The following is a 21,172-nucleotide window of genomic DNA, read 5'->3' as shown; positions in this document are numbered from 1 at the left end:
ACACGGCCGGGTGCCAGCAAAATGCCCAATCCCTGTCCACCCTGTCGCTCCTCGTCCGCTCCGGCCGGTCCCGGAGCTGACCTCGCCCCCGCACGAACGCGCCCCAGCTCAGCGAACGTCCGTCGCGAGTTGGACGTCCTGCACGAAGCACTCCGACCGTTCGGCGCCGTAACGACCCAGCACGTCCAGCACCGCGGAGACCGCCTCGCGCTCCACCACCACCTCGACCCGGGCCCGGCCCGCGAGATCCTGGTCCTGCCAGTAGCCACGGGGCAGCGAACGGGCGGTCGGTTCGGCGGTGGCGACCGTGGCGTCGAAGAGCACGATGGAGGTGGCTCCCGCGTCGACCAGGGCATCGCGTAGCTCCCGGGTGGTCGGCAGCAGCGTCGGATTGACCGTCGCGGTGACCAGCCGGGCGTTCTGGACCGTCCGGGCGGGCCGTTCAGCCACGCGTTCCCGTCCGGGCTGGCTCCGGCGCTGCGGTGCGCCCGTGCCGTTGAGACCCGCCACGCCACCCAGGTGGTACGCGTCGGCGTCCTGCTGGGCATGGTCCAGGTTGTCCTGCACCTCGGCGGGGGCACGGAGCCCGATGACGGCCTGCACCGCGGCGGCGATCGCCCAGCTGAGCACGAAGGAGAAGAGCACCACACTGACCACGCCGACAATCTGGTGCCAGAGCAGGGATCCGCCGCCGCCGAAGAAGAGACCGTCCTTGCCGAGCGGGTTGATGCCACTGTCGCCGAAGAAGCCGACCAGCAGCGAGCCGAGCATGCCGCCGACGAAGTGGACCGCGAGGACGTCGAGCGCGTCGTCGAGCCGGAGCAGGTACTTCAACCGCAGCGCGAAGTGGCAGACGAGCCCGGCGATCGCGCCGATGGCGATGGCGGAGATCGTGTTGACGTACCCGGCGGCGGGAGTGACCGTCGCGAGCCCCGCGACAGCACCGGAGACGCCGCCCACCACGGTGCTGTGGCCGTCCTTCAACCGCTCCACCACCAGCCAGACGAGCATGCCGGCCGCAGCCGCGAGATGGGTGTTGATCACCGCCTGGGCGGCCAGGCCGTTGGCCTGGAGTCCGTCCCCACCGTTGAAACCGAACCATCCGAACCAGAGAATGCCCGCGCCGAGGATCGTCAGGGGGATCGAGTTGGGCGGGGAGGCGGTACGCGGCCAACCACGGCGGCGCCCGACGACCAGCAACGTGCCCAGCACCGCGGCTCCCGCCGAGGCGTGGACCACCATCCCACCCGCCCAGTCCTGGGTGCCGAACCGGGCCAGCCAGCCGTCGGGGTGCCAGAGCCAGTGCGCAATCGGCGCGTAGACCACGATGGACCAGATCGCCAGGAACGCGACCCAGCCGGCGAACTTCAACCGGCCGGCCGTGGCCCCGGTGACGAGCGCGGGGGTGATCACCGCGAACATCATCTGATAGGCGACGAAGGCCAGGGTCGGAATGGTCACCTGGCCGGCGATCACGTGCAGGTGTGGCGCGGGCGGGACCCGGAGATCGGTCAGGCCGAAGAGCTCGAGGTTACCGAAGAGGCCAGTGCCGGCGTCGTCGCCGAAGGCGATGGTGTAGCCGACCAGCACCCAGGTCAGGCTGACGACTCCCAGCGCGATGATGTTCTGCTGCAACATCGCGAGCACGTTGCGAGTGCGGACCATCCCGCCGTAGAAGGCGGCCAGGCCGGGAGTCATGAACAACACGAGGCCGGCGCAAACCAGCACCCAGGCGGTGTCGCCCGAGTTCACCGCGTCCTGAGCGAGCACGGAAGCTCACCTCTCCTCTCGGTACGGTCAGACGGAGTGCTTCACCGTCGAGACGACGGTCTCCTTGGCGCGTTCGTGGTTGGGCACCGGCGCGAAGTGCCGTTTGGGCAGCAGCAACAACCAGGTGGCGATGTTGAACGGTCCGGTCAGCACCGGGATGGCCAGCGGCGTGAGCACGGTCGCCAGGGCCATCTGGACGAAGAGCGTCAGGGCTATTCCGAAGAGGGTGTAGAGGGTCACCAGCGCTCCGGGGCGGTGCAGCACCGCGCCCACGGCGATCGCCGTCAACACCGCGTTGAAGCCGAACAGGCCCTTGTCCAGCGAGGTCGCGTCGGCGCCGAACCAGAGCGCCAGCAGGGTCGCGCCGACGGCGCCGATCACCGCGAAGAGCGCCGACCAGCGGGAGTTGACCAGCAGCGCGACCAGAATGATCAACCCGGTGACCCAGCTGTTGATCAGGTAGATCTGGGACACCCCGCGCAGGAAGGTGGGGACCAGGTCCCAGTTGAAGCGGCCACCGGTCAACTGCCCCGCACCGGGAAACATCGGCTTCAGGTTGGTCAGCACGGTGAACCGGTCGAACTGGTACGCGGCCAGCAGCAGCACCCAGGTGGTCAGCACGAACGGCATGGTGAACGCGGTCAGGCCCCAGGTCTTGAAGATCGCGTTCAGGGCGAGGGTGACCACCGTCGTGGCCACCGCGCCGAGCACCAGGTAGAGCCACATCAGCGGCCGGTCATCGAGAAATGTCGGGACGGCGATGCCGGTCAGCAGTGGGCTGAAGCCGAACAGTCCCTTCCGTAACGAGGCATCGTCCACCCGGAGGGCGACGGCCGTGGCGGTGCCGACGACAAGACCGAGGACCGCTCCCCCGAAGATCCGTGGTTGCCCGTTCTCGAACGCTCCCCAGGCGATCGCGACGAGGACGAGCAGGCCGGTGAGCGGGTTGTTCTGGAGGACGACCTGCGCGGGCCCGCGCAGGCAGGCGTCGACGAACGCGATCAACGGGTTGCGGTCACTCAGCCTGTCCCAGCCCCGGGTCACACTTGTCACGGCGTCCTCCTTCGGTGCGTCATCGCCAGCTGAACGCCGGCGGGAAGGTTCGACCGGTCACCTCTTCGCGGGCTGCCACGCAGAAGGCGCGTACCGCGGCACGAACCGGCTCGGTCTCCTGCCCCAGGACCTTGAAGATGAGCCCCGCGTCGTTCGGCAGCCGACTGACGGCGCTGGCCAGCGGCGTCTCCTCGTCCCAGACCGGCGTCGAGGTCCGGTCGAAGACCCGGGCGGCCCGCTCGGGACCGGTGAGCAGCACGACGTTGCCGAAGATGTGGAAGCGATCCATGACCCCGAGCCGCGCCACCGGGAACTGCCCGGGGGTCACCACGAACTTCTCCACGAACAACTGCCGGCCGTCGGGTCGCTCCGCGCGCAACGAGGCGGAGAAGAGGTCGTAGGCGAAGAGTTCGCCGTCGCGGTAGTACTTCCGGCCGGGCTGCAGGACCTCGCCGTAGAGCATGGTGGCGCTCTCCGGGAGCCGCACCCGGGTGTCGGTGACGAACCGGCTGCCCCGGTACGGAATCACGGGCTCCGGGAGGTATTCGAGGTAGGTGTCCTCGGCCAGGGTGAACCGCTGGATCTGCGAGCCGTAGTTCGCGTCCATCTCCTGGATCTTGGTGGCGGCCTGGGTCACCAGGTGCGCCTGGCTGCCCGGCGCCAGGTCGACGTCCATCCGCAGACGGTCACCCTGCAGCACACCGCCGGAGGTGGTCAGGATCATGACGCAGGGCAGCTGCGGCATCTCCTCGTCCCAGTAGAGCGCCCGCTGGACCAGCAGCGGTGACTGCCGGTAGAGATCGTGCAGGATCGTCCGATCGCCACGCCTCTCGAACCCGAGGCGCAGCACGCCGACCTTGCCGTTGGACGCGGCGGGCAACTGTGCCGGTTGGTCCTGGTACGGCGCCAGTTCCCGCGCATCGTCCAGTGTGATCATGCGACCACTTCGGTGTCGAAGAGCGCGTTGCGGCGGATCAGCGAGACAAGGTCGTCGATGCCCTCGCCGGTCTTGCAGTTGGTGAACACGACCGGCTTGCCATTGCGCATCATGTCCGCGTCCCGCGCCATGAGTTCGAGGTCGGCGTCCACGTAGGGCGCGAGATCGGTCTTGTTGATCACGAGGATGTCGGACTTGGAGATCCCTGGGCCGTTCTTGCGCGGAATCTTGTCGCCGGCCGCGACGTCGATGACGTAGATGAAGTAGTCGACGAGGGCGGGGCTGAACGTCAGGGTGAGGTTGTCCCCGCCGCTCTCGATCAGCACCACGTCGCTGTCCGGGAACCTGGACTCCATGTCCTCCACGGCGGCCAGGTTCATGCTCGGGTCCTCACGCACGGCCGTGTGTGGGCAGGCCCCGGTCTCCACCCCGAGGATCCGTTCCTCCACCAGGACCCCGGTCAGGGCGCGTCGCACGTGCTTCGCGTCCTCCGTGGTGACGACATCGTTCGTGATCACCAGGATCCGCAGTCCGTTGTCCACGAAACGGGGCACGACGGCCTCGATGATCGCGGTCTTGCCACTGCCCACCGGGCCGCCGACGCCGATACGACTTGCCGACTTCATGATGTGACCAGTCCTTCTGAGAGACGTTTCCAGGAAGTTGTGGATCGCGGTGCTGGGCCCTCAGCTCATGAACATCCGCACGTGGACGTGCTGGTGCGCGGCGGCCAGGACATCGATGTGGGGCCCGAAGGTCTGCATGTCGTCGAGATCCGCGGTGCGTACGTCGCGGTAGTCGTCGGCGACCTTCTCGTTGACCGCGAAGAGGATCGACTGCGCGTCGAGGTGGTCGACCCGCATCAACCGGATGGCGGCACTGAGCACCGTCGAGGCCGCGCCGTACTGGTGGGCCGCGAAAGCGTCCTCCTCGGGCACCCCCAGGTCGGCGAAGACCACCCCGAGCGCGACCGGATAGGTGACCGGCGCGCCCGTCGCCGACTCGCTGAGCCGCTTCTTGAGCAGGGTCTCCCCGACGATCCGGGTCGCGGCTTCGGCCAGCTTGCGTCCCATGCGTACGGACATGATCCGCATCTCTTCGTTGATCTTGCGCAGGTGGACGGCTTCGTCGGCGCGCCGGATCCGGTCGAGGTCCCCGGCGGTGGCGGCACGGTGCCCGGCGAGCAGGGCGACACCGTCCCCGGTGGCGGCGAGCCGGGTGACCGTCCGGACGTAGTCCTGAAGGGTCGTCCGGTCGTGGACGACACCGTGCTCGACGGCCATCTCCAGGCCACTGGAGAAGGAGAAGGCGCCAACCGGGAAGACCGAGTCGCCAAACTGCAACAGCTTCAGGGTTTCGGCCATGGTGCGCACCGTCCGGCCCTGCTCAGTTGAGGTCGGCGGGGAGATGGGAGTGCGGCGTCGAGTCGGCGCCACCGAACAACCGCCGCGACTCGTGCGGAGCGAGGTACGCGATGACCTCGGTTCCCGGAACGAACTCGTGGGTGATCCCGGTGAACGCGTGGGTGCGCATCACCGAGTCCATGACCTTGCGGTCGACGGTCAGCGGGACGTACATCTTCGTGCCCTTGACCACGGCCGGCCAGTGCTGGTTGCCGATGGCGTGCCCGAGTTCGACGGCCGAGCGGATGAGCAGCTCAGCTGACTCGCCGCGCAACTTGTCGAGGTGGACCACCATCACCTCGCCCAACTGCACCCGGGCCACCACCGCCGTGGCGGTCAGGTCGTCCCAGGCGAGGACGTCGCCGTCGCGCAGCCGCACCCCACGCTCCAGCGAGACCGACAACTCCGCCCCGGAACTGGTCATCTTGCGGATTCGGCTCTTCTGGGCGTCCCACTGGTCGAGGACCAGGTCGTCGATGCGCGCTTCCCGGAGGCGGAGCGTCCAGTCCGGCTCGTTCATGTTGCCCAGCACCGTCTCGACGAGCACGGGCCTCTCCTTTCGGTCGGTATGCCGGGGCCAGGCACGGACGAGACGGCCCCGGCGGCGTCAGCTGAAGAAGTAGAGCTGGCTCAGGGGCAGGTTCCTGGCCGGCGGCACGGTCGCGTGCACGCCGTCCATCTTCACGGCGAAGGTCTCCGGATCGACCTCGAGCTTGGGAGTCCTGTCGTTGCGGACCATGTCCCGCTTGGTGAGGCCCCGGGTCCGGTACACCGGCATGACCTGCCGTTGCAGACCGAGCTGTTCGGCGATGCCGTTCTCGTGCGCGGCCCGGGACACGAAGGTCACGCAGGTCTTGGCGAGCTGACTGCCGAACGCGGCGAACGACGGCCGGTAGTAGACCGGCTGCGGGGTCGGCAGTGAGGCGTTCGGGTCGCCCATGATCGACCAGGCGATCATGCCGCCCTTGAGGACCAGCTTCGGCTTCGTACCGAAGAAGGCCGGCTCCCAGAGCACGAGGTCGGCCATCTTGCCCGGCGTGACCGAGCCCAGCACGTGCGAGATCCCCTGGGTGATCGCCGGGTTGATGGTCATCTTGGCCACGTACCGCAGCACCCGGAAGTTGTCGTTGGCGCTGGAGTCCTCGGCGAGCTTGCCGCGGGCCGTCTTCATCTGCCCGGCGAGCTGGATGGTCCGCAGCCAGGTCTCGCCCACGCGCCCCATGGCCTGCGAGTCGCTCTGCATCATCGAGATGACGCCCTCGTCGAGCAGGACGTCCTCGGCCGCGATCGTCTCCGTCCGGATCCGACTCTCCACGAAGGCCACGTCCGAGGGGACCTGCGGGTTGAAGTTGTGACAGACCATGATCATGTCGTACAGCTCGGACTGGCTGTTGATGCCGTAGGGCACCGTCGGCGTGGTCGAGCTCGGCAGCACGTTCATCTGGCTGGCGACCTTGATGACGTCCGGTGCGTGTCCACCACCGGCGCCCTCGGTGTGGAAGGTGTGGATCGTCCGGCCCTCGAACGCGGCGATGCTGTCCTCGAGGTAGCCGCTCTCGTTGAGGGTGTCCGTGTGGATGCTGACCTGCACGTCGAACTCGTCGGCGACGTCCAGGCAGGCCCGGATCACGGCCGGCGGCGCACCCCAGTCCTCATGGATCTTGAAGCTCGGCGCGCCGGCCATGATCTGTTCCACCAGGGGCGCGCGTCCGGTGCTGTTGCCCTTCGCCATCAGGCCGATGTTGATCGGAATGGTCTCGAAGGCCCGCATCATCGCGTGGAGGTTCCACGGACCGGGAGTGATGGTGACGCCGTTGGTGCTGTCGGTCGGGCCGGTGCCGCCGCCCCACAGGGTGGTCACGCCATTGCTCAGGGCGGCGTACGCCTGGAGCGGCGTCACCAGGTGCACGTGCGTGTCGATGCCACCGGCGGTCAGGATGAGGTGCTCGCCGGAGATGGCTTCGGTGCCCGGACCGGTCACCAGCTCGGGGGTGACCCCGTCCATGACGTTCGGGTTGCCGGCCTTGCCGATGCCGGCGATCTTGCCGTCCTTGACACCGACGTCAGCCTTGATCACGCCAAGAGTCGCGTCGAGGATGGTCACGTTCGTGATGACCAGGTCCAGGCCACCCTGCGCGTTGGTGTACTGGTTGTTGACCCCCATGCCGTCGCGCAACGTCTTGCCCCCGCCGTACATCACCTCATCGCCGAGGACCCGGAGATCCTTCTCGATCTCGATGTACAGGTCGGTGTCGCCGAGCCTGATCTGGTCACCCGTCGTGGGGCCGTACATCCCGGAATACTCTTGCCGCGAAATCTGGCTCATCGAATCATCTCTCCTGCCCGAGGCTGGCAGCCCTGCGGGATAGTGGATCTACTGTTTCTTGCCCTTGGGGCTGTCCTGCTGCTCCGGGCCGAACTTGAAGCCCCGGGTCTTGGCGTTGTGGATCGCCTCGGTCCGGTCCGGCCGGTAGCTGGGAGTCGACTCGCTGCCGCTCCACCCCTGCACCAGGCCGTTGAACCCGTAGACGCGCTGCTGCCCGCCGAAGGGAATGAGCTCCACGGTCTTCTTGTCGCCCGGCTCGAAGCGGATGGATGTCGTCGCCGGAATGTTCAACCGCCTTCCGAAGGCCGCCTCACGATCGAAGGCGAGCATGCGGTTGGCCTCGAAGAAGTGGAAGTGTGAGCCGACCTGGATCGGTCGGTCACCGGTGTTGTGGACGACGACTTCGGTAACCGGCCGACCCGCGTTCAACTCCAGTGGCTGGTCGCTCAGCACGTAGCCGCCGATGGGCCGCACGTGCTTGGAGTTGGGGCCGGGATGTTGGTTGGCCATTTCTGCTCCACCTTCCTGGAGATCGCGTCTGGGCTGCTGCGCCTAACGGATCGGTGAGTGCACAGTGACCAGTCGCGAGCCGTCGGTGAAGACCGCCTCGACCTGGATCATGGGCAGCATGTCCGGCACGCCCGGCATCACGTCGTCGGCGCTGAGCGTGCTGCGGGCCTCGTTCATGACCTCTTCGACGGTCTTGCCATCCCGGGCCCCCTCCAGGGCGGCGGCGCAGATCACCGCGACAGCCTCGGGGTGGTTGAGCTTCACTCCCCTGGCCTTCCGTGCGTTGGCGACGATGGCCATCGAGAGGATCGTCAGCTTGTCGAATTCCCTTGGTGTCAGATGCACTGTCCTGGTCCTTCACGACTGTCGGTCGGGAGCCGCCATCGCGCCGAGCGGATTCGCCACAGGGTGAGCGTTGGAGCTCGACCAAAATAAACTGCTTTGTCCAGTAGATCCGTTTTCGACGGCTTCGATCGAACCGTACGCCGCGCCCCTGCGTAGCGGGTCAGAAGCCGGAAATCACGTCCCCGTCGTTCCGGTGGACCGGCCGTTGGCACGGTGCGGGCGACGAGCACGAGCGTCGTCCTGCCACATCTGCTGGATCTCTTCGAGGGTCTTGCCCTTCGTCTCGGGCAGGTACCGCCAGATGAACAGGAAGCCGAGCACACAGGTGCCGCCGAAGAGAGCGAACACACCCGATCTCCCCAGGGCATCGAGCATGCTCAGGAAGAACTGCGTGATGAGGTACTCGGTGCCCCAGTGGGTAGCGGAGGCGATCGCGACGCAGCGGCCCCGGATGCGGCCCGGGAAGATCTCGTTGATGACGGTCCAGGCGGTCGGTCCGATCGACATCGCGTAGAACGCCACGAACATGACCACACCGATCAGCAGGAAGATGCCCGCGTCGGTGGGATGGTGCCCCGTCGCCCCGGCCGTCTGCGCCGCCGGTGCCATCTTCGCGAAGCTGATGCTGACCACCGCCAGTGAAACCGCCATGCCCAGCAGCCCGACCAGCAGCAGCGGCCGGCGGCCGAGCCGATCCAGGAAGGCCACCGCGACCAGCGTGAAGAGTGAATCGACCCCGCCGATCGCCCAGGTGGTCGCGGCCAGTTGCGCCTGCGGGGTGTGGAACCCGGCGGCCGAGAAGATCTCATCGGCGTAGTAGATGATCCCGTTGATTCCGGTCAACTGTTGGAACAGCGCCATGCCGACACCGAGCGCCAACGGACGCCGCCACCGTGGCGAGAGCACCTCCCGCCAACCCGCCTTGCCGGCCGAGAGGCCCTTCTCGATGGCGTGCAGCCGCTCGGGCACCTTCCGCTCCGGGACGGTCGCCTTCAAAGACGCCTCCGCCCGGCGCTTGTCACCTCGTCCGAAATACCAGACGGCCGAGTCGGGGATCACGGTGGTGACCAGGGCGAGGGCCACCCCCAGCAGCGCCGCCGCCGCCAGCAGGTAACGCCAGGAGTTGCCCGCCTCGAACAGCTCGTCGGCCAGATAACCGATGAAGATGGCGAAGGTGGTGGAGAACTGGTAGACCGCCAGGAGGCTGCCACGGATCCGTTCCGGCGCGGCCTCGGCCGCGTACATCGGCCCGGCGACCGAGGCCACCCCGATGCCCAGCCCCAGGATCAACCGCGCACCGAACATGACTCCGATCACCGGCGCGACCGCCTGCAGGATCGTGCCGACCACGAACGTGACAGCGGCGACCCAGAGCGCCCCCCGGCGACCGATCCGGTCCGCGAGGTGACCGCCGAGCAGGGCACCCACCAGCGCCCCCGGGGTCACCCAGCTCGCCGCCACCTCGACGGCGAAGGTGTTCGCGTCGAAGGTCTGGCGGATGTCGCGAAGCGCCCCGCTGATCACGCCCTGGTCGTAGCCGAAGAACGCGCCGGACAGCACGACGATCGAGACGACCGCGATGAGGTTGCGTCTCGGTGGCCTCCCCCGCCCGCGCTTCGCGTCGCCGCTGGCAGTCACGGTCGTCCCCCTCTGACGCGAGCCATCGGCGGATGCCATCCGGGAGAGAGCCCGATATCGAGAGGATAGAGCCGCTAGATCCAGCTGATGCGGAATGACCGAAAAGACGGACCGACCCCCGCCCCAACTGGGACGGGGGCCGGGGGCCGCGGGTACGCGCGGATCAGGTGGCGCTGATCGTGCCGGTCATCAGCAGGGCCAGGACCAGAGTGCCCAGCGCGACCCGGTACAGCACGAAGACGTACAGGGTGTGGTGGGCGACGTACCGCAGCAGCCAGGCGATGGCCGCGTAGCCGATGCCGAACGCGATGACGGTGGCCACGATCGTCTGGGCCACGGTGGGTACGGACGTGCCCGGGGCGGACGGCTCGAAGACGTCCCCGAGGCTGAACACACCGGACATCACCACCGCCGGGATGGCCAGCAGGAACGAGTACCGTGCCGCCGCCTCCCGGGTCAGGTTGAGCAGCAGACCGGCGGTGAGTGTGCCGCCGGAGCGGGACACCCCGGGAACCAGCGCCATGGCCTGGGCGAAGCCCATCACCACGCCGTCCTTCATCCGGAAGTTCTGCAGGGTGCGCGTCTGCCGCCCCCAGTACTCGGCGAACGCCAGCACGAACGCGAACACGATCAACGTGGTCGCCACGACCCACAGGTTGCGCCCGGCGGTCTTGATCTGGTCCTTGAACAGGAAACCGAACAGCCCGATGGGGATCGAGCCGACGATCACGTACCAGCCCATCCGGTAGTCGAGGCTGGAACGGACCGACTTGTCCCTGATGCCGACCAGCCAGGTCCGGGTGATCCGCCAGATGTCCTTGGCGAAGTAGATCAACACGGCGGCTTCGGTGCCGAGCTGGGTGACCGCGGTGAACGACGCGCCGGCGTCCCGGTCGAAGAAGATCGCCGACGTGATCCGCAGATGCCCGGACGAGCTGACCGGAAGGAACTCGGTCAGTCCCTGGACGATGCCCAGGACGATGGCCTCGACCCAGGTCACTCGCCGACTCCCGAGAGGTCGAGTGCCTCGGCGACGGTACGCAGGGTCTGCACGCCGCTGTCCCGGTCGGCCACGAACAGGGTCACCGACAGGGTGGTGACACCGGCGGCGGCGTACTCCCGCATCCGCTCGGCGATGCGCTCCTTCGGGCCGAGCAGCGAGGTGCGGTCGATGAACTCCATCGGCACCGCCGCCGCCGCGTCGCGCTGCCGCTTGGCCAGGTACAGGTCCTGCACCTCGCGGGCGGCGTCGCCGTAGCCCATCCGGGTGGCGAGCTGGTTGTAGAAGTTCTGCTGGCGGCTGCCCATCCCGCCCACGTACAGAGCGGCGTACCAGCGCACCAGCTCGGCGCAGGAGGCCACGTCGTCACCGATCACCACGGGCACCGACGGCACCACGTCGAACCCGGCCAGCTCCTTGCCGACCTTGGCCCGCCCGGCGCTCACCGAGGCAAGCTGCTCGTCGGCGAACTCCGGGGAGTAGAACACGGCCAACCAGCCGTCGGCGATCTCGCCGGCCAGCTCCAGGTTCTTCGGGCCGACCGCGGCCAGATAGATCGGTATGTGCTCGCGCGGTGGGTGGAAGCCCAGCCGCAGGGCCTTGCCGGGACCGTCCGGCAGCGGCAGCGTGTAGTGCTCGCCGTCGTACGCCACCTCCTTGCGGGCGATGGCCAGCTTGACGATGTCGACGAACTCGCGGGTCCGGGCGAGGGGCTTGGCGAAGCGCACACCGTGCCAGCCCTCGGAGACCTGCGGGCCGGACACTCCCAGGCCGAGCCGGAACCGACCGCCGGAGAGCGCGTCGATGGTGGCGGCGGTCATCGCGGTGGCGGCCGGCGTACGGGCGGGGATCTGCATCACCGCGGCGCCGACGTCGATCCGTTCGGTCTGGCCGGCCATCCAGGCGAGCATGCTGGGCGAGTCGGAGCCGTAGGCCTCCGCCGCCCACACCACCGAGTAGCCCAGCCGGTCCGCCTCCTGGGCCAGCGCCAAGTGGTCGGCCGGTGTGCTCCACGCTGTCTGATATCCAAGACTGAGCCCGAGTCGCACTGGTCCTCCCCCATCCGTGGCACAGGTCGCACCAGGTTACGCAATGCCGATAACGGACTCGATCACCGGCTCTCCACCAATGATCCCCATCCGTCGCGGTGCCCGCCGTCGGCGGAACCGGCAGAACCGGCAGAGATGACGGGAGCGAGGATATCCGTATCGGCAGGTTCGAAATAAGGTTCACCCATGCAGCAGCGACCGCTCGGCCGAAGCGGGCTGGCGGTTTCCCGGCTCGCGCTCGGCACCATGACCTGGGGCCGGGACACCGACGCCGACGACGCGGCCGCCCAGCTGAAGAGTTTCCTGGACGCCGGCGGCAACCTGATCGACACCGCCGACGTGTACGGCGACGGTGACGCCGAGTCGGTGATCGGCTCGCTGCTGGGCACCCTCGTGCCCCGCGACGACCTGCTGATCGCCACCAAGGCGGGGTTGCGCCCCGGCAGCGGCCGGCGCCGGGACGGGTCCCGGGGGCATCTGCTGCGCACCCTGGACGCGTCGTTGCGCCGGCTCGGCACGGACCACGTCGACCTGTTCCAGGTGCACGGGTACGACCCGGACACCCCGCTCGAGGAGACCCTCGCCGCACTGGACCACGCGGTGGCCAGCGGCAAGGTCCGCTACGTCGGGGTGTCGAACTTCTCCGGCTGGCAGACCGCGCGGGCCGCCGCCTGGCAGACCGCCTGGCCGGGACGGGCACCGGTGGTCGCCGCCCAGGTGGAGTATTCGCTGCTGGAGCGGGGCGTGGAGCGGGAGGTGCTGCCCGCGTGCGACGCGCTCGGCCTCGGCGTGCTGCCCTGGTCACCGCTGGGCCGGGGAGTGCTCACCGGCAAGTACCGGCACGGCCGTCCGGCGGATTCCCGGGCCGCCTCGCCGCACTTCGAGCGGTTCGTCGCCACGTACCTGGAGCCGCGTTGCTCCAGCATCGTCGAGGCGGTGGCGACGGCGGCCGGTGGGCTGGGTGTGTCGCCGCTGGAGGTGGCGCTGGCCTGGATCCGGGACCGGCCCGGGGTGACCGCACCGATCCTCGGCGCCCGGACGGTGGGGCAACTGCTCGGCGCGCTCCAAGTGGAACGCATCACACTTCCCGAGGAGATCACCACCGCGCTGGACGACGTCTCCGCGGTGCCGGTGGGCTACCCCGAGCGCGACGGCTGACCCGCGGGCCGGCTCACGGCCTCGGACGCTGGCCGGGGATCTCGTGGATCGCGGTCAGGAAGCGCGACTGGTCGTCGCGGAGCGCGGGCTGGGTGAGCCGGATCCACGAGCCGTCGTCGAAGAAGACGGTGGAGGAGAACTGCACCAGCCCGGCCATGCCCCGCTCGGAGTCGACCCGGGCCACCCGGCCGCGCTCCACGCTCCACAGCACTCGCGGTTGGCGCCGGTCAGGCCGGTCGGCGTCGGGGCGAAGCCCCATCCGCAGCAGGTGGAGATGGGTGTCGGTCACCGCCAGCGGTGTGCCCGTGTAGCGCTCCAGGAAGAGCAGCAGACTGCCGGCGAGGGTGGCGAGGTCGCCGCTGAAGACGTACCGGCGCCGGTAGGCGATCTCGGCGAGCTGGTCGGCCAGCGGGCGGTACTGGCTCAGCCGGAACAGCGCCCGGAACGCCTCCTGCTCTTCGGTGAGCACGATGGGCTCACGCTGCGCCGGCTGGTGTGGCGGGCGGCCCGGCTCCGGCTCGGCCGCCTGCGGCAGGCCGGCCGCGAGGGCGCCGGCGTTGCCCGGCAGCAGGAGCACGCCCGCGGCCAGCCGCACCGGCGCCAGCACCGCATCCACCCAGACCACCGGATTGACGATGTTGAGCAGACCGAACAGCACCTTCGGGTCGAGCGAGTCGACCAGTTCGTCGCCCATCACGTCGGCGAGCTGTCGGCCGGCCTTGTGCGTCTCCGAGGCGCGGACCGGGCCGAGCCCCACGTAACGGAGCTCCTGACCCGGCAGCAGCGGCGCGACGAGGGCACGTTCGGGTTCGTCGCTGGTACGGAACTCGTCGCGCAGCTCACGAGCCTTGTCCCCAGCGGCCCGCACGCCACCGAGCAGCGCGTCGGTGAACCGACCGAGCCGGCCTCGCTCCCCTGACATCACGCGTTCCTTCCCTAGCGGCCCGCCGGCTGACCTGCCGGCGGCTGACCGAAGACATTGTGGTCGATCCAGTCGGCGCCGCCCTGCACCGCCTGGTCGATCTGGTCGCCGACCTGGTCGCTGCCGGGAACGGAGAGGCCGCTGGTCAACGCGACGGTCCCCCAGGTGACCCCATGGACGACCGAGTTCGGCACGTTCCACGGCAGGTTGGTCGCCCAGTCCCGGGCGATCACCCGGGCACCGTCGGTGAGGCCGTGCGCTCGCAGCGCGGCGGCCCGGTCGAGAGCGCCCATGTCGAACGGCGAACCCGACTTGCCCAACTTGTACGTGCCCTTGGTGGGGTCGAGGAACTTGTGGTGCCACTTGTCAGCCTTGCCGGCGGCGCGCCGCTTGTCGGCGTACTTCTGGCCGGTGCGCAGCTTCTTCTGCATGTCGACCAGCTTGTCGAGGTGGTCGCGCAACTTGCGCAGCTGCAGCATGACCCGCTGGAGCAGGCGGATGACCTTCTGCAGGTGCGTCGCCAGCGGCCGGATGACCTTCAACATCCGGGCGAGCACGATCAGGCCCCTGGTCACGGCGACGCCCATGCCGGCCGCCCAGGACGCCCCGGCGGTGAACGGCGCCATCAGCAACGCCGTCACCAGCGTGACCAGCAGGAAGTTCACGAACTCGACGCAGAGATCGACGAGCACGTCGTGCACGGTCTGCAGACCGTCGGCGACGCTGCGCAGGTACTCGGCTGTCGCGGCGAACTGCTCGGCGACGTCGAGCATCTGCTGCTCGACCTCGGCCAGCCGCTGGCCGTACGCCTCGCCGGCGGGTGAACGCCACCCGGGCTGCGCGGCCTCGCGGACGCCGCGGTGCCCCTGTGCCAGGTCACGCACCTGTGCGGCCAGCGCGTCCCACTCGGCGGCCTTCGCGCGCAGGGCCGCGGGCTCACCGTCGACCATGTCGACGACCTGGATGAGCGGCCAGGCCAGGGTCCGGCAGACACTGTCGACCGCGTCCTGCACCCCGGAGAGCGCGTTGTCGAGGCCGTTCCACAACTGGACGGCGCTACCGGCCGGCCCGCTCATCCGGGCAGCCCCGACTGGATGGCCTTGAACCCGGCGTCCAGGTCCTGCTCGGTGCGCTCGTACGCCTCGACCGTGTCAGCCAACGCGCCGGCGACCCGGCCGAACGCGGCATTCGCGGCGCCGAACAGCTCCACGCCGCCGGTGACCTGCTCGGCGTACTTCGCGCGGAGCATGTCGCTGGCGAACGGCAGGTGGCCGAAGGCGTCCGGTGGGACGTCACCAGCCGAGACGATCTGGCTCTCCAGCGCGGCGAGCGAGCTGGCGACCTGCTTTGCGGCCGTCTCCAATCGACGGACCGTCTGCACGTCGACATCGATATCCGGCGGCATGCCGTTCCTCCCCCATGTGTCGAGCGCACCGACGATACGATCTCCCGGCCACCGGCACCACCCGGTCGCACGGTCCACGGGGGAGGGATCTCATGAGTGACCCGATGTCCGCGTTCGACGCGCTCGCCGGGCGGATCGCCGACATCGAAAGCCGGTTCGCGGGGCTCCGCGACAACCTGGCCGAGCTGTCCGGCACCGCGACCGACGAGAGCGGCCTGGTCTCGGCGACCGTCGACGCCACCGGCGCGCTGACCGGCCTCACCATCGCGCCCGCAGCCCTGCGCACCGGGACCGAGGGGGTGGCCGAGCTGGTGCTCGACGCGTACCGGCGGGCCCGTGCGACGGCCACCGAGCACGTCGATGAGCACACCGACGGGTTGGAGGCCGCGCTCGGCACGGGCCTCACCGACCTGTTCGGCAAGCCCGGAGACTTCTCGGCGCTGGGCCGGTTGGAGGAGACCGTCGCCCGGATCGGACGGCTCGACGACCGGCTGCCGGGCTCACCGGCGTGACGTCGCCGACCTGGCCGGAGATCGTCACGCGGCTGCGGGAAACGGTCGCCCGCTGCGACCGTGACACCGACCTGGAGCTCTCCGCCGGTCCGCGCGGGATCCGGCTACTGGTGCGCCGCGAGGTGGTGCGGGTGGTCTGCCCGAGCCACGACGAGGCACGCCTGGCCGCACTCGGCTGGCATCGCCCGACCGACGGGCCGGGCTGGTGGTACGAGGCACCGCGCACTCCGGACCAGGTGGAGCGCCTCAGCGTGTTCGTGGCCCGGACCGCCGCCGAGGTGCTGACCGACGAGCCGGGCGCGCTCACCTGCCGGGCGGTGCCACCGGCCACCCACGCCGGATCGGCGGCGCGGTCGGCACCCGCCGAGGAGCGCAACCGGCACCCGCCGAGCCAGCGCGACCGGCACCGGTCGAGGCGGCGGAGCCGGCGGTGGTGGCGCTGCTCGCCGCGGCCGCCGACCGGCGCGACCTGCCCGGCTACCTCGGAGTGCTGGCCGGCGCCACGGTGTGCGTCCCACTGGCGGGAGAACCGACGGCGGACGCCGGCTTCCCTGGACGGTGGTCGGCGATGCGACCGGCGCGCCGCTGCTGCCCGTCTTCAGCTCACCCCAGGCGCTCGCCGCGTTCGCCGGGGACGGCGTGCCGTTCGTCGCGCTGCCCTGCGCCGAACTGCTCGAGGATTGGCCGGACCCGTCGTGGGGGCTGGTGGTCGACCCGGGCGGGGCCCGGGCGGTCGCCCTGGCCGCGCCGGCGCTGGCGGCCCTGCTGACGGTGAACGTCCCCACCGGCTGACGGCCTGCGCCGCAGCGCACACGCGAGCGGGCGGCCGGGAACACGCGAGCGTGCACAGGGCGGCACGAACCGCCCACGGCAGCGTCGTTGGTCACCCTGGAGGGGGTGGCGAACGGCCGCTGGGCTGGGCAGCATGGATGGCATGGACTACGAATACGCGCCGCTGCGGCTGCCGCCGAACGTCGACCGGTTGACCGCCGCGGCGCAGTTGGCGATCCAGGCGGAGTTCTCCGGATGGGAGTTGGCCCGGGTGCGGCTGTACCGGGACGGCACGCGGCAGGTGGTGCTACGTAGGCGTCGCGTCAACCAGCCGCAGCCGGGCCTGTCGTACTAAAAACCGGGCGGTGCCGCCCCGGGGCCCGTGCGGGCCCCGGGGCGGCAGGACGGCCTTTGGGACTAGTGCTGGTGCCCGGCGTGGTCGTGATCGTCGTCGAGCTCCAGGAACGGGTGCTCGTCGAGCCGGCCGACCAGCCGGTCGTCGACCGCTGGCTGGAACGGGCCGACCGCGTCGTCGTCGTCGAACGACTCCAGGTCGACCGGGGTGCCCACCTCGCTGACCATGACCACCCCGTCGAGCGGTTCCAGCTCGGGGACGTCCAACGCGCCGAGTGAGCCGTCGCCACTCTGCAGCAGCTCCAGCACCGCCTCGCCGACGCCCTCCACCGGTGCCGGCTCGTCGTCCTCCGGGGTGCCCTCGCGGCGGGCCGCCTCGGCCACCCGCAGCAGCGCCGAAACGCTCGGCACCCGGTAGTCACGGCGCTGGCGCACCGAGATCACCCGGGGGTGCGGGTCGCTGGCCTCGGCCCCGTCGGCGCCGCCGAAGCGCTCGTCGGCCTCGTCCGGGTCGATCGAGTCGACATCCCACGGCGTCACCTCGCCGAAGGCGTCGAGCAGTCGCTCGTCGTACGCGAAGGAGGCGTTGTTCAACGCCACGTACGCCTGCCAGACGTCGTCGTCGTCGACGCGGCCCTGAGCGGCGCGTACGGCGGCCAGGTGGTGGCGGGCCGCTTCGATCACGCGCTCGAGAGCGGCGTCCAGCTCACCGTTCTGGTCGGTCATGTGGGGCAGTCCCTTCACGATGGGGAGGTTGCGCGCCGGCGGCAACTGCCGGACACGACTAGCAGGTCCGGAGGAACCGGTCGAGAACCCGCACGCCGAACTGTAGTCCGTCCACCGGAACGCGCTCGTCGATGCCGTGGAACAACGCCGAGAAGTTCAGGTCGGCGGGCAGCCGGAGTGGGGCGAACCCGAAGCAGCGGATGCCGAGCTGCGAGAACGCCTTCGCGTCGGTGCCTCCGGAGAGCATGTACGGCACCGGCCGCGCCCCCGGGTCCTCCGCTCGCAGGGCCGCCGACATGGCCTCGACCAGGTCACCGTCGAAGGTGGTTTCCAGCGCCGGCTGCCGCTGGATGTACTCGATCGCGATGTCCGGGCCGACCAGCTCGCGCAGCTGCCGCTCCAGCAGCTCGGACTGGCCGGGCAGGCTGCGGCAGTCGATGGTGGCGGTGGCCCGGCCGGGGATGACGTTGTCCTTGTAGCCGGCGCTCAACCGCGTCGGGTTGGCGGTATTGCGGATGGTCGCGCCGATGATGTTGGCGATCGGGCCGAGCTTGGCGATGGCCGTCTCCGGGTCGTCCGGGTCCAGCTCGACACCGAGCACGTCGGAGACCTCCGTCAGGAAGGCCCGCACGGTGTCGGTGACCACCACCGGGAAGCGGTGCTGGCCGATCCGGGCGACCGCCTCGGCGAGCGCGGTGACCGCGTTGTCGTCGTGCATCATCGACCCGTGCCCGGGGCGGCCCTTGGCGTGCAGCCGCAGCCAGTCCAGCCCCTTCTCGGCGGTTTCGATGAGGTAGAGCCGCTGGCTGTCGTTGACCGAGTACGAGAAGCCGCCGACCTCACCGATCGCCTCGGTGCAGCCGTCGAAGAGGCCACGGTGGTTCTCCACCAGGAAACGCGCGCCGTAGTCGCCGCCGGCCTCCTCGTCGGCGGTGTACGTGAGCACGATGTCGCGCGGGGGGCGTACGCCGGTGCGCTGCCAGTGCCGCACCACGGCGAGGACCATCGCGTCGAAGTCCTTCATGTCGATCGCGCCCCGGCCCCACAGGTAGCCGTCGCGCACCTCGCCGGAGAACGGGTGCACGGACCACTCGTCGGCGTCGGCGGGCACCACGTCCAGGTGGCCGTGCACCAGCAGCGCGCCCCGGCTCGGGTCGGTGCCGGGGATGCGGGCCACGACGTTGGCCCGACCCGGGGCGGACTCGTGCAGGACGGACTCGATGCCCACCTCGGCGAGCTTCTCCGCCACGTACTCGGCCGCGCGGCGCTCGCCGACGCTGGTGTCGTTGTCCCCCGTGTTGGTGGTGTCGATACGCAGCAGGTCGCGGCAGAGGTCCACGACCTCTGCGGTCGGGTCGGGTCGGGCGGAGGCGGCATCGCTCGTCATCGCCTCTTCATACCAGCCCGAGGTGGTGGACGGGCCGGCGCACCGGCGCGGACGGGCCGACGCACCGACGCGCGCGGGGCAACGCATCGACGGGGCCGGTTTCGCCGTGACCGCGTTCGGGTACCGCCGCCCACGACCGCACATCCCTGCCGGAGCTTCCGCCCGCCAGTCGAGGAGGGCACCATGTCCACCGTTCCCCTGCCGCCGCTGCCGCCCGCGCCCACACCCGAGGAGGGCTACCGGCCCGGTGGTCGCAGCATCGCCGACATCGTCGACCAGGAGCACCGCCAACTGTTGGCGTTGCTGGACCAGCTGACCGGCCCGGACACCACGCCCCAGGAGGGACTGGCGGTGCTCACCGCCGCGCTGTCGCGGCACCTGTCGGCCGAGGAGCAGTACCTGCTGCCGGCGGCACGCGCCGCGCTGCCGGCCGCCACCGAGCGGGTGGACGCCGAGATCAGCGCCGACGCCGGCCTGCTGAGCGCCTTGAAGGGTTTGACGGACGAGGCGCTGACCGAGGTCGCCGAGCGGGTCCGCCAGCACGTCGACGGGGTGGGCGCGCTCGTCACCGAGCTGCGCGCGGTCGCGACCGAGGAGGAGCTGATCCGGCTCGGCAACCGGCTGGAGATCGCCGAGGAGGCAGCGCCGACCCGACCGCACCCGGGCACCCCGGCCACCCCTCCGTGGAACCGGATCGTGGAGCCGGCGGTCGGCGTGGTGGACAAGGTGCTCGACGCGGTGACCCGTCGGCCGACGTACCTGGCGGACCTGCCGGAGCCACCCCGCGACTGAGAAGCGGCGGCACTCGCCACTGCATTCATTATCACCGATCCGCTCAGGCTATTCCGCCAGCTGACGCGTAGTCCTACCGTCACCTTATGAACCTGGAGCTGCGTCACCTGCGGGTGGTCTGCGCGATCGCGGAGACGGGGAGTGTGACGAAGGCGGCGTCGGCGCTCGGCCTGGCCCAGCCGGCGCTCACCGCCCAGCTCCAGCGCATCGAGCGGACACTGGGCGGCCCGCTGTTCGACCGGGACCGGCGCGGTGCCCGGCCCACCGCACTCGGTGAGCTGGTGCTGGCCCGGGCCCGGGTGCTGCTGCCGGCGATGAAGGGGCTGCAGGACGAGGCGGCCCGCCTGGCCGGGGCCGGGGACGCGCCGCCGTGCCACCGGTTCGGTGGGGTGAACAGCCCGATCCTGGGCCGGCTGGTGCACCGGTTGGCGGCCGAGCAGCCCCCCGCCCAGATCACCACGTACGCCTCCTGGTCGGTGGACGAGTTGGCGCAGTTGGTGGCAGGCGGCCGACTGGACTTCGCGCTCACCGGCGTGTGCGGCGACGCCAGCCCGTCGGTCGGCTCCGGGTTGAGCTGGCAGGAGGTGGCCATCGACCCGGTGCTGGTGTTGCTGCCGGAGACGCACCCCCTTGCGGCGCAGGACGAGGTGCGCCTGGCGGACCTGCGCCACGAGCAGTGGGTGGCGGCGCCGGGCGACGGCTGCTTCGGCGACTGCTTCGCCGCCGCCTGCGCCCGCGCCGGCTTCAGCCCCCGGAAGGTGTACGAGACCGACATCCGCGGCTGTGTCGACCTGGTGGACGCCGGCGTGGCGGTGGCGCTGTGTCAGGCGACGTTCCGCCCGGTGGCCGGCTTGGTCACCCGCCGGCTGGCCGGCATACCGCTGCGTTGGCGGCTGCTGCTCGGCTGGCATCCGGACTCCCCCGCCGCACAGGAGGCCGAGCGGGTGTTGGAGACGGCCAAGGCGGCGTACGTCGACTCGTTGGTCCCGCATCCCGCGTACCTGGCCTGGCTGTTGCACAATCCGGGGTTCGGCGTCCGGCAGGCCAGCGGGTTCCGACCGTACTGAGCGGGAGGTTATCCCGGCCGGTTGCGGTGCGAACTGCCGTTGGCCGG

General features: G+C 70.1%; 23 protein-coding genes and 1 pseudogene. 7 read left to right on the top strand and 17 right to left on the bottom strand.

The window, feature by feature from the left end; genetic code table 11:
- Positions 1-108: 108 nt before the first annotated feature.
- The 12 genes from PCA76_RS15660 to PCA76_RS15605 form a co-directional block, all read right to left on the bottom strand.
- Positions 109-1,770, bottom strand: coding sequence for an ammonium transporter (locus PCA76_RS15660; protein WP_272618942.1), 1,662 nt, complete (start codon positions 1,768-1,770; stop codon positions 109-111).
- Between the two features lie 27 nt (positions 1,771-1,797).
- Positions 1,798-2,823, bottom strand: a complete 1,026-nt coding sequence (yut, locus tag PCA76_RS15655) for an urea transporter (RefSeq protein WP_272618940.1) — start codon at positions 2,821-2,823, stop codon at positions 1,798-1,800.
- Between the two features lie 19 nt (positions 2,824-2,842).
- Positions 2,843-3,760: an urease accessory protein UreD gene (locus PCA76_RS15650; protein WP_272618938.1), complete on the bottom strand. Its 918-nt coding sequence runs from the start codon at positions 3,758-3,760 to the stop codon at positions 2,843-2,845.
- The gene (gene ureG / locus PCA76_RS15645; protein WP_272618936.1) at positions 3,757-4,386 is read right to left on the bottom strand and encodes an urease accessory protein UreG; all 630 of its coding nucleotides are present in this window, start codon (positions 4,384-4,386) and stop codon (positions 3,757-3,759) included. The genes PCA76_RS15650 and ureG overlap by 4 nt, the downstream gene beginning before the upstream one ends.
- Positions 4,387-4,446: 60 nt before the next feature.
- Positions 4,447-5,124, bottom strand: a complete 678-nt coding sequence (locus PCA76_RS15640; RefSeq protein ID WP_272618934.1) for an urease accessory protein UreF — start codon at positions 5,122-5,124, stop codon at positions 4,447-4,449.
- A gap of 22 nt (positions 5,125-5,146) precedes the next feature.
- Positions 5,147-5,710 (bottom strand): urease accessory protein UreE, encoded by a 564-nt coding sequence (gene ureE, locus PCA76_RS15635; protein ID WP_272618932.1) that lies wholly within the window; start codon positions 5,708-5,710, stop codon positions 5,147-5,149.
- A 60-nt stretch (positions 5,711-5,770) separates the two neighbouring features.
- Positions 5,771-7,489, bottom strand: coding sequence for an urease subunit alpha (locus PCA76_RS15630; RefSeq protein ID WP_272618930.1), 1,719 nt, complete (start codon positions 7,487-7,489; stop codon positions 5,771-5,773).
- 48 nt (positions 7,490-7,537) lie between these two features.
- Positions 7,538-7,999, bottom strand: a complete 462-nt coding sequence (locus tag PCA76_RS15625) for an urease subunit beta (RefSeq protein WP_272618927.1) — start codon at positions 7,997-7,999, stop codon at positions 7,538-7,540.
- Positions 8,000-8,041: 42 nt separating this feature from the next.
- Positions 8,042-8,344 carry an urease subunit gamma gene (locus tag PCA76_RS15620; protein ID WP_272618925.1) on the bottom strand — a complete coding sequence of 101 codons (303 nt, stop codon included), beginning with the start codon at positions 8,342-8,344 and terminating at the stop codon, positions 8,042-8,044.
- A 174-nt stretch (positions 8,345-8,518) separates the two neighbouring features.
- Positions 8,519-9,982, bottom strand: coding sequence for a sugar porter family MFS transporter (locus PCA76_RS15615; protein ID WP_272618923.1), 1,464 nt, complete (start codon positions 9,980-9,982; stop codon positions 8,519-8,521).
- Positions 9,983-10,145: 163 nt separating this feature from the next.
- On the bottom strand, positions 10,146-10,982 hold the full coding sequence (locus tag PCA76_RS15610; protein ID WP_272618921.1) for an undecaprenyl-diphosphate phosphatase: 837 nt from the start codon (positions 10,980-10,982) through the stop codon (positions 10,146-10,148).
- Complete coding sequence (locus PCA76_RS15605) at positions 10,979-12,031, bottom strand: LLM class F420-dependent oxidoreductase (RefSeq protein WP_272618919.1); 1,053 nt, start codon at positions 12,029-12,031, stop codon at positions 10,979-10,981. The genes PCA76_RS15610 and PCA76_RS15605 overlap by 4 nt, the downstream gene beginning before the upstream one ends.
- A 186-nt stretch (positions 12,032-12,217) precedes the next feature.
- Between PCA76_RS15605 and PCA76_RS15600 the strand changes: the two genes are divergently transcribed.
- Positions 12,218-13,189, top strand: coding sequence for an aldo/keto reductase (locus PCA76_RS15600; protein ID WP_272618917.1), 972 nt, complete (start codon positions 12,218-12,220; stop codon positions 13,187-13,189).
- A 13-nt stretch (positions 13,190-13,202) separates the two neighbouring features.
- On the opposite strand, the gene PCA76_RS15595 is transcribed toward PCA76_RS15600, so the two are convergent.
- From PCA76_RS15595 to PCA76_RS15585, 3 genes are read right to left on the bottom strand one after another with little or no spacing between them, the layout of a single operon-like run.
- Complete coding sequence (locus PCA76_RS15595; protein WP_272618916.1) at positions 13,203-14,111, bottom strand: hypothetical protein; 909 nt, start codon at positions 14,109-14,111, stop codon at positions 13,203-13,205.
- A 14-nt stretch (positions 14,112-14,125) separates the two neighbouring features.
- Positions 14,126-15,187 (bottom strand): WXG100 family type VII secretion target, encoded by a 1,062-nt coding sequence (locus PCA76_RS15590; RefSeq protein WP_272618914.1) that lies wholly within the window; start codon positions 15,185-15,187, stop codon positions 14,126-14,128.
- Positions 15,184-15,516 (bottom strand): hypothetical protein, encoded by a 333-nt coding sequence (locus PCA76_RS15585; RefSeq protein ID WP_272618912.1) that lies wholly within the window; start codon positions 15,514-15,516, stop codon positions 15,184-15,186. Before PCA76_RS15585 ends, PCA76_RS15590 begins: the two co-directional genes overlap by 4 nt.
- A 92-nt stretch (positions 15,517-15,608) precedes the next feature.
- On the opposite strand from PCA76_RS15585, the gene PCA76_RS15580 reads away from it, so the two are divergent.
- The 4 genes and pseudogenes from PCA76_RS15580 to PCA76_RS15570 all read left to right on the top strand — a co-directional run bounded on the left by PCA76_RS15580 (position 15,609) and on the right by PCA76_RS15570 (position 17,154).
- Positions 15,609-16,028: a YbaB/EbfC family nucleoid-associated protein gene (locus PCA76_RS15580; RefSeq protein WP_272618910.1), complete on the top strand. Its 420-nt coding sequence runs from the start codon at positions 15,609-15,611 to the stop codon at positions 16,026-16,028.
- A pseudogene (locus PCA76_RS32840) lies at positions 16,025-16,300 on the top strand (TY-Chap domain-containing protein); the annotation flags it as partial. The gene PCA76_RS15580 and the pseudogene PCA76_RS32840, both read left to right, overlap by 4 nt.
- A gap of 235 nt (positions 16,301-16,535) precedes the next feature.
- A complete protein-coding gene (locus PCA76_RS15575) occupies positions 16,536-16,820 on the top strand; it encodes an SseB family protein (RefSeq protein WP_336298067.1) in 285 nt (94 codons plus the stop codon).
- 142 nt (positions 16,821-16,962) lie between these two features.
- Entirely contained in the window at positions 16,963-17,154 is a 192-nt protein-coding gene (locus PCA76_RS15570) for a DUF5703 family protein (RefSeq protein WP_013734349.1), read from the top strand.
- A 62-nt stretch (positions 17,155-17,216) separates the two neighbouring features.
- Here the strand turns inward: PCA76_RS15570 and PCA76_RS15565 are convergent, their stop codons facing one another.
- Together PCA76_RS15565 and PCA76_RS15560 are read right to left on the bottom strand one after the other, a co-directional pair.
- On the bottom strand, positions 17,217-17,879 hold the full coding sequence (locus PCA76_RS15565; protein ID WP_272619406.1) for a hypothetical protein: 663 nt from the start codon (positions 17,877-17,879) through the stop codon (positions 17,217-17,219).
- Between the two features lie 58 nt (positions 17,880-17,937).
- Complete coding sequence (locus PCA76_RS15560; RefSeq protein WP_272618902.1) at positions 17,938-19,266, bottom strand: M20/M25/M40 family metallo-hydrolase; 1,329 nt, start codon at positions 19,264-19,266, stop codon at positions 17,938-17,940.
- Positions 19,267-19,449: 183 nt separating this feature from the next.
- On the opposite strand from PCA76_RS15560, the gene PCA76_RS15555 reads away from it, so the two are divergent.
- Positions 19,450-20,058, top strand: a complete 609-nt coding sequence (locus PCA76_RS15555; protein ID WP_272618900.1) for a hemerythrin domain-containing protein — start codon at positions 19,450-19,452, stop codon at positions 20,056-20,058.
- Between the two features lie 86 nt (positions 20,059-20,144).
- Positions 20,145-21,125, top strand: a complete 981-nt coding sequence (locus tag PCA76_RS15550; protein ID WP_272618899.1) for a LysR family transcriptional regulator — start codon at positions 20,145-20,147, stop codon at positions 21,123-21,125.
- Positions 21,126-21,172 lie beyond the last annotated feature (47 nt).

This window comes from Micromonospora sp. LH3U1 (assembly GCF_028475105.1).
Taxonomy (GTDB): domain Bacteria; phylum Actinomycetota; class Actinomycetes; order Mycobacteriales; family Micromonosporaceae; genus Micromonospora.
Note: the sequence above shows the minus strand (reverse complement) of the source record. Positions and strands in the feature narration are given on the sequence as shown.

Excerpts from the sequence above, each read along its gene's own strand:
- PCA76_RS15560 (WP_272618902.1), bottom strand. The coding sequence starts at position 19,266 with ATGACGAGCGATGCCGCCTCCGCCCGACCCGACCCGACCGCAGAGGTC.
- PCA76_RS15630 (WP_272618930.1), bottom strand. The coding sequence starts at position 7,489 with ATGAGCCAGATTTCGCGGCAAGAGTATTCCGGGATGTACGGCCCCACG.
- PCA76_RS15585 (WP_272618912.1), bottom strand. The coding sequence starts at position 15,516 with ATGCCGCCGGATATCGATGTCGACGTGCAGACGGTCCGTCGATTGGAG.
- PCA76_RS15580 (WP_272618910.1), top strand. The coding sequence starts at position 15,609 with ATGAGTGACCCGATGTCCGCGTTCGACGCGCTCGCCGGGCGGATCGCC.
- PCA76_RS15590 (WP_272618914.1), bottom strand. The coding sequence starts at position 15,187 with ATGAGCGGGCCGGCCGGTAGCGCCGTCCAGTTGTGGAACGGCCTCGAC.
- PCA76_RS15555 (WP_272618900.1), top strand. The coding sequence starts at position 19,450 with ATGTCCACCGTTCCCCTGCCGCCGCTGCCGCCCGCGCCCACACCCGAG.
- ureG (WP_272618936.1), bottom strand. The coding sequence starts at position 4,386 with ATGAAGTCGGCAAGTCGTATCGGCGTCGGCGGCCCGGTGGGCAGTGGC.
- PCA76_RS15600 (WP_272618917.1), top strand. The coding sequence starts at position 12,218 with ATGCAGCAGCGACCGCTCGGCCGAAGCGGGCTGGCGGTTTCCCGGCTC.
- PCA76_RS15595 (WP_272618916.1), bottom strand. The coding sequence starts at position 14,111 with ATGTCAGGGGAGCGAGGCCGGCTCGGTCGGTTCACCGACGCGCTGCTC.
- PCA76_RS15550 (WP_272618899.1), top strand. The coding sequence starts at position 20,145 with ATGAACCTGGAGCTGCGTCACCTGCGGGTGGTCTGCGCGATCGCGGAG.
- PCA76_RS15565 (WP_272619406.1), bottom strand. The coding sequence starts at position 17,879 with ATGACCGACCAGAACGGTGAGCTGGACGCCGCTCTCGAGCGCGTGATC.
- PCA76_RS15570 (WP_013734349.1), top strand. The coding sequence starts at position 16,963 with ATGGACTACGAATACGCGCCGCTGCGGCTGCCGCCGAACGTCGACCGG.
- PCA76_RS15625 (WP_272618927.1), bottom strand. The coding sequence starts at position 7,999 with ATGGCCAACCAACATCCCGGCCCCAACTCCAAGCACGTGCGGCCCATC.
- PCA76_RS15640 (WP_272618934.1), bottom strand. The coding sequence starts at position 5,124 with ATGGCCGAAACCCTGAAGCTGTTGCAGTTTGGCGACTCGGTCTTCCCG.
- PCA76_RS15650 (WP_272618938.1), bottom strand. The coding sequence starts at position 3,760 with ATGATCACACTGGACGATGCGCGGGAACTGGCGCCGTACCAGGACCAA.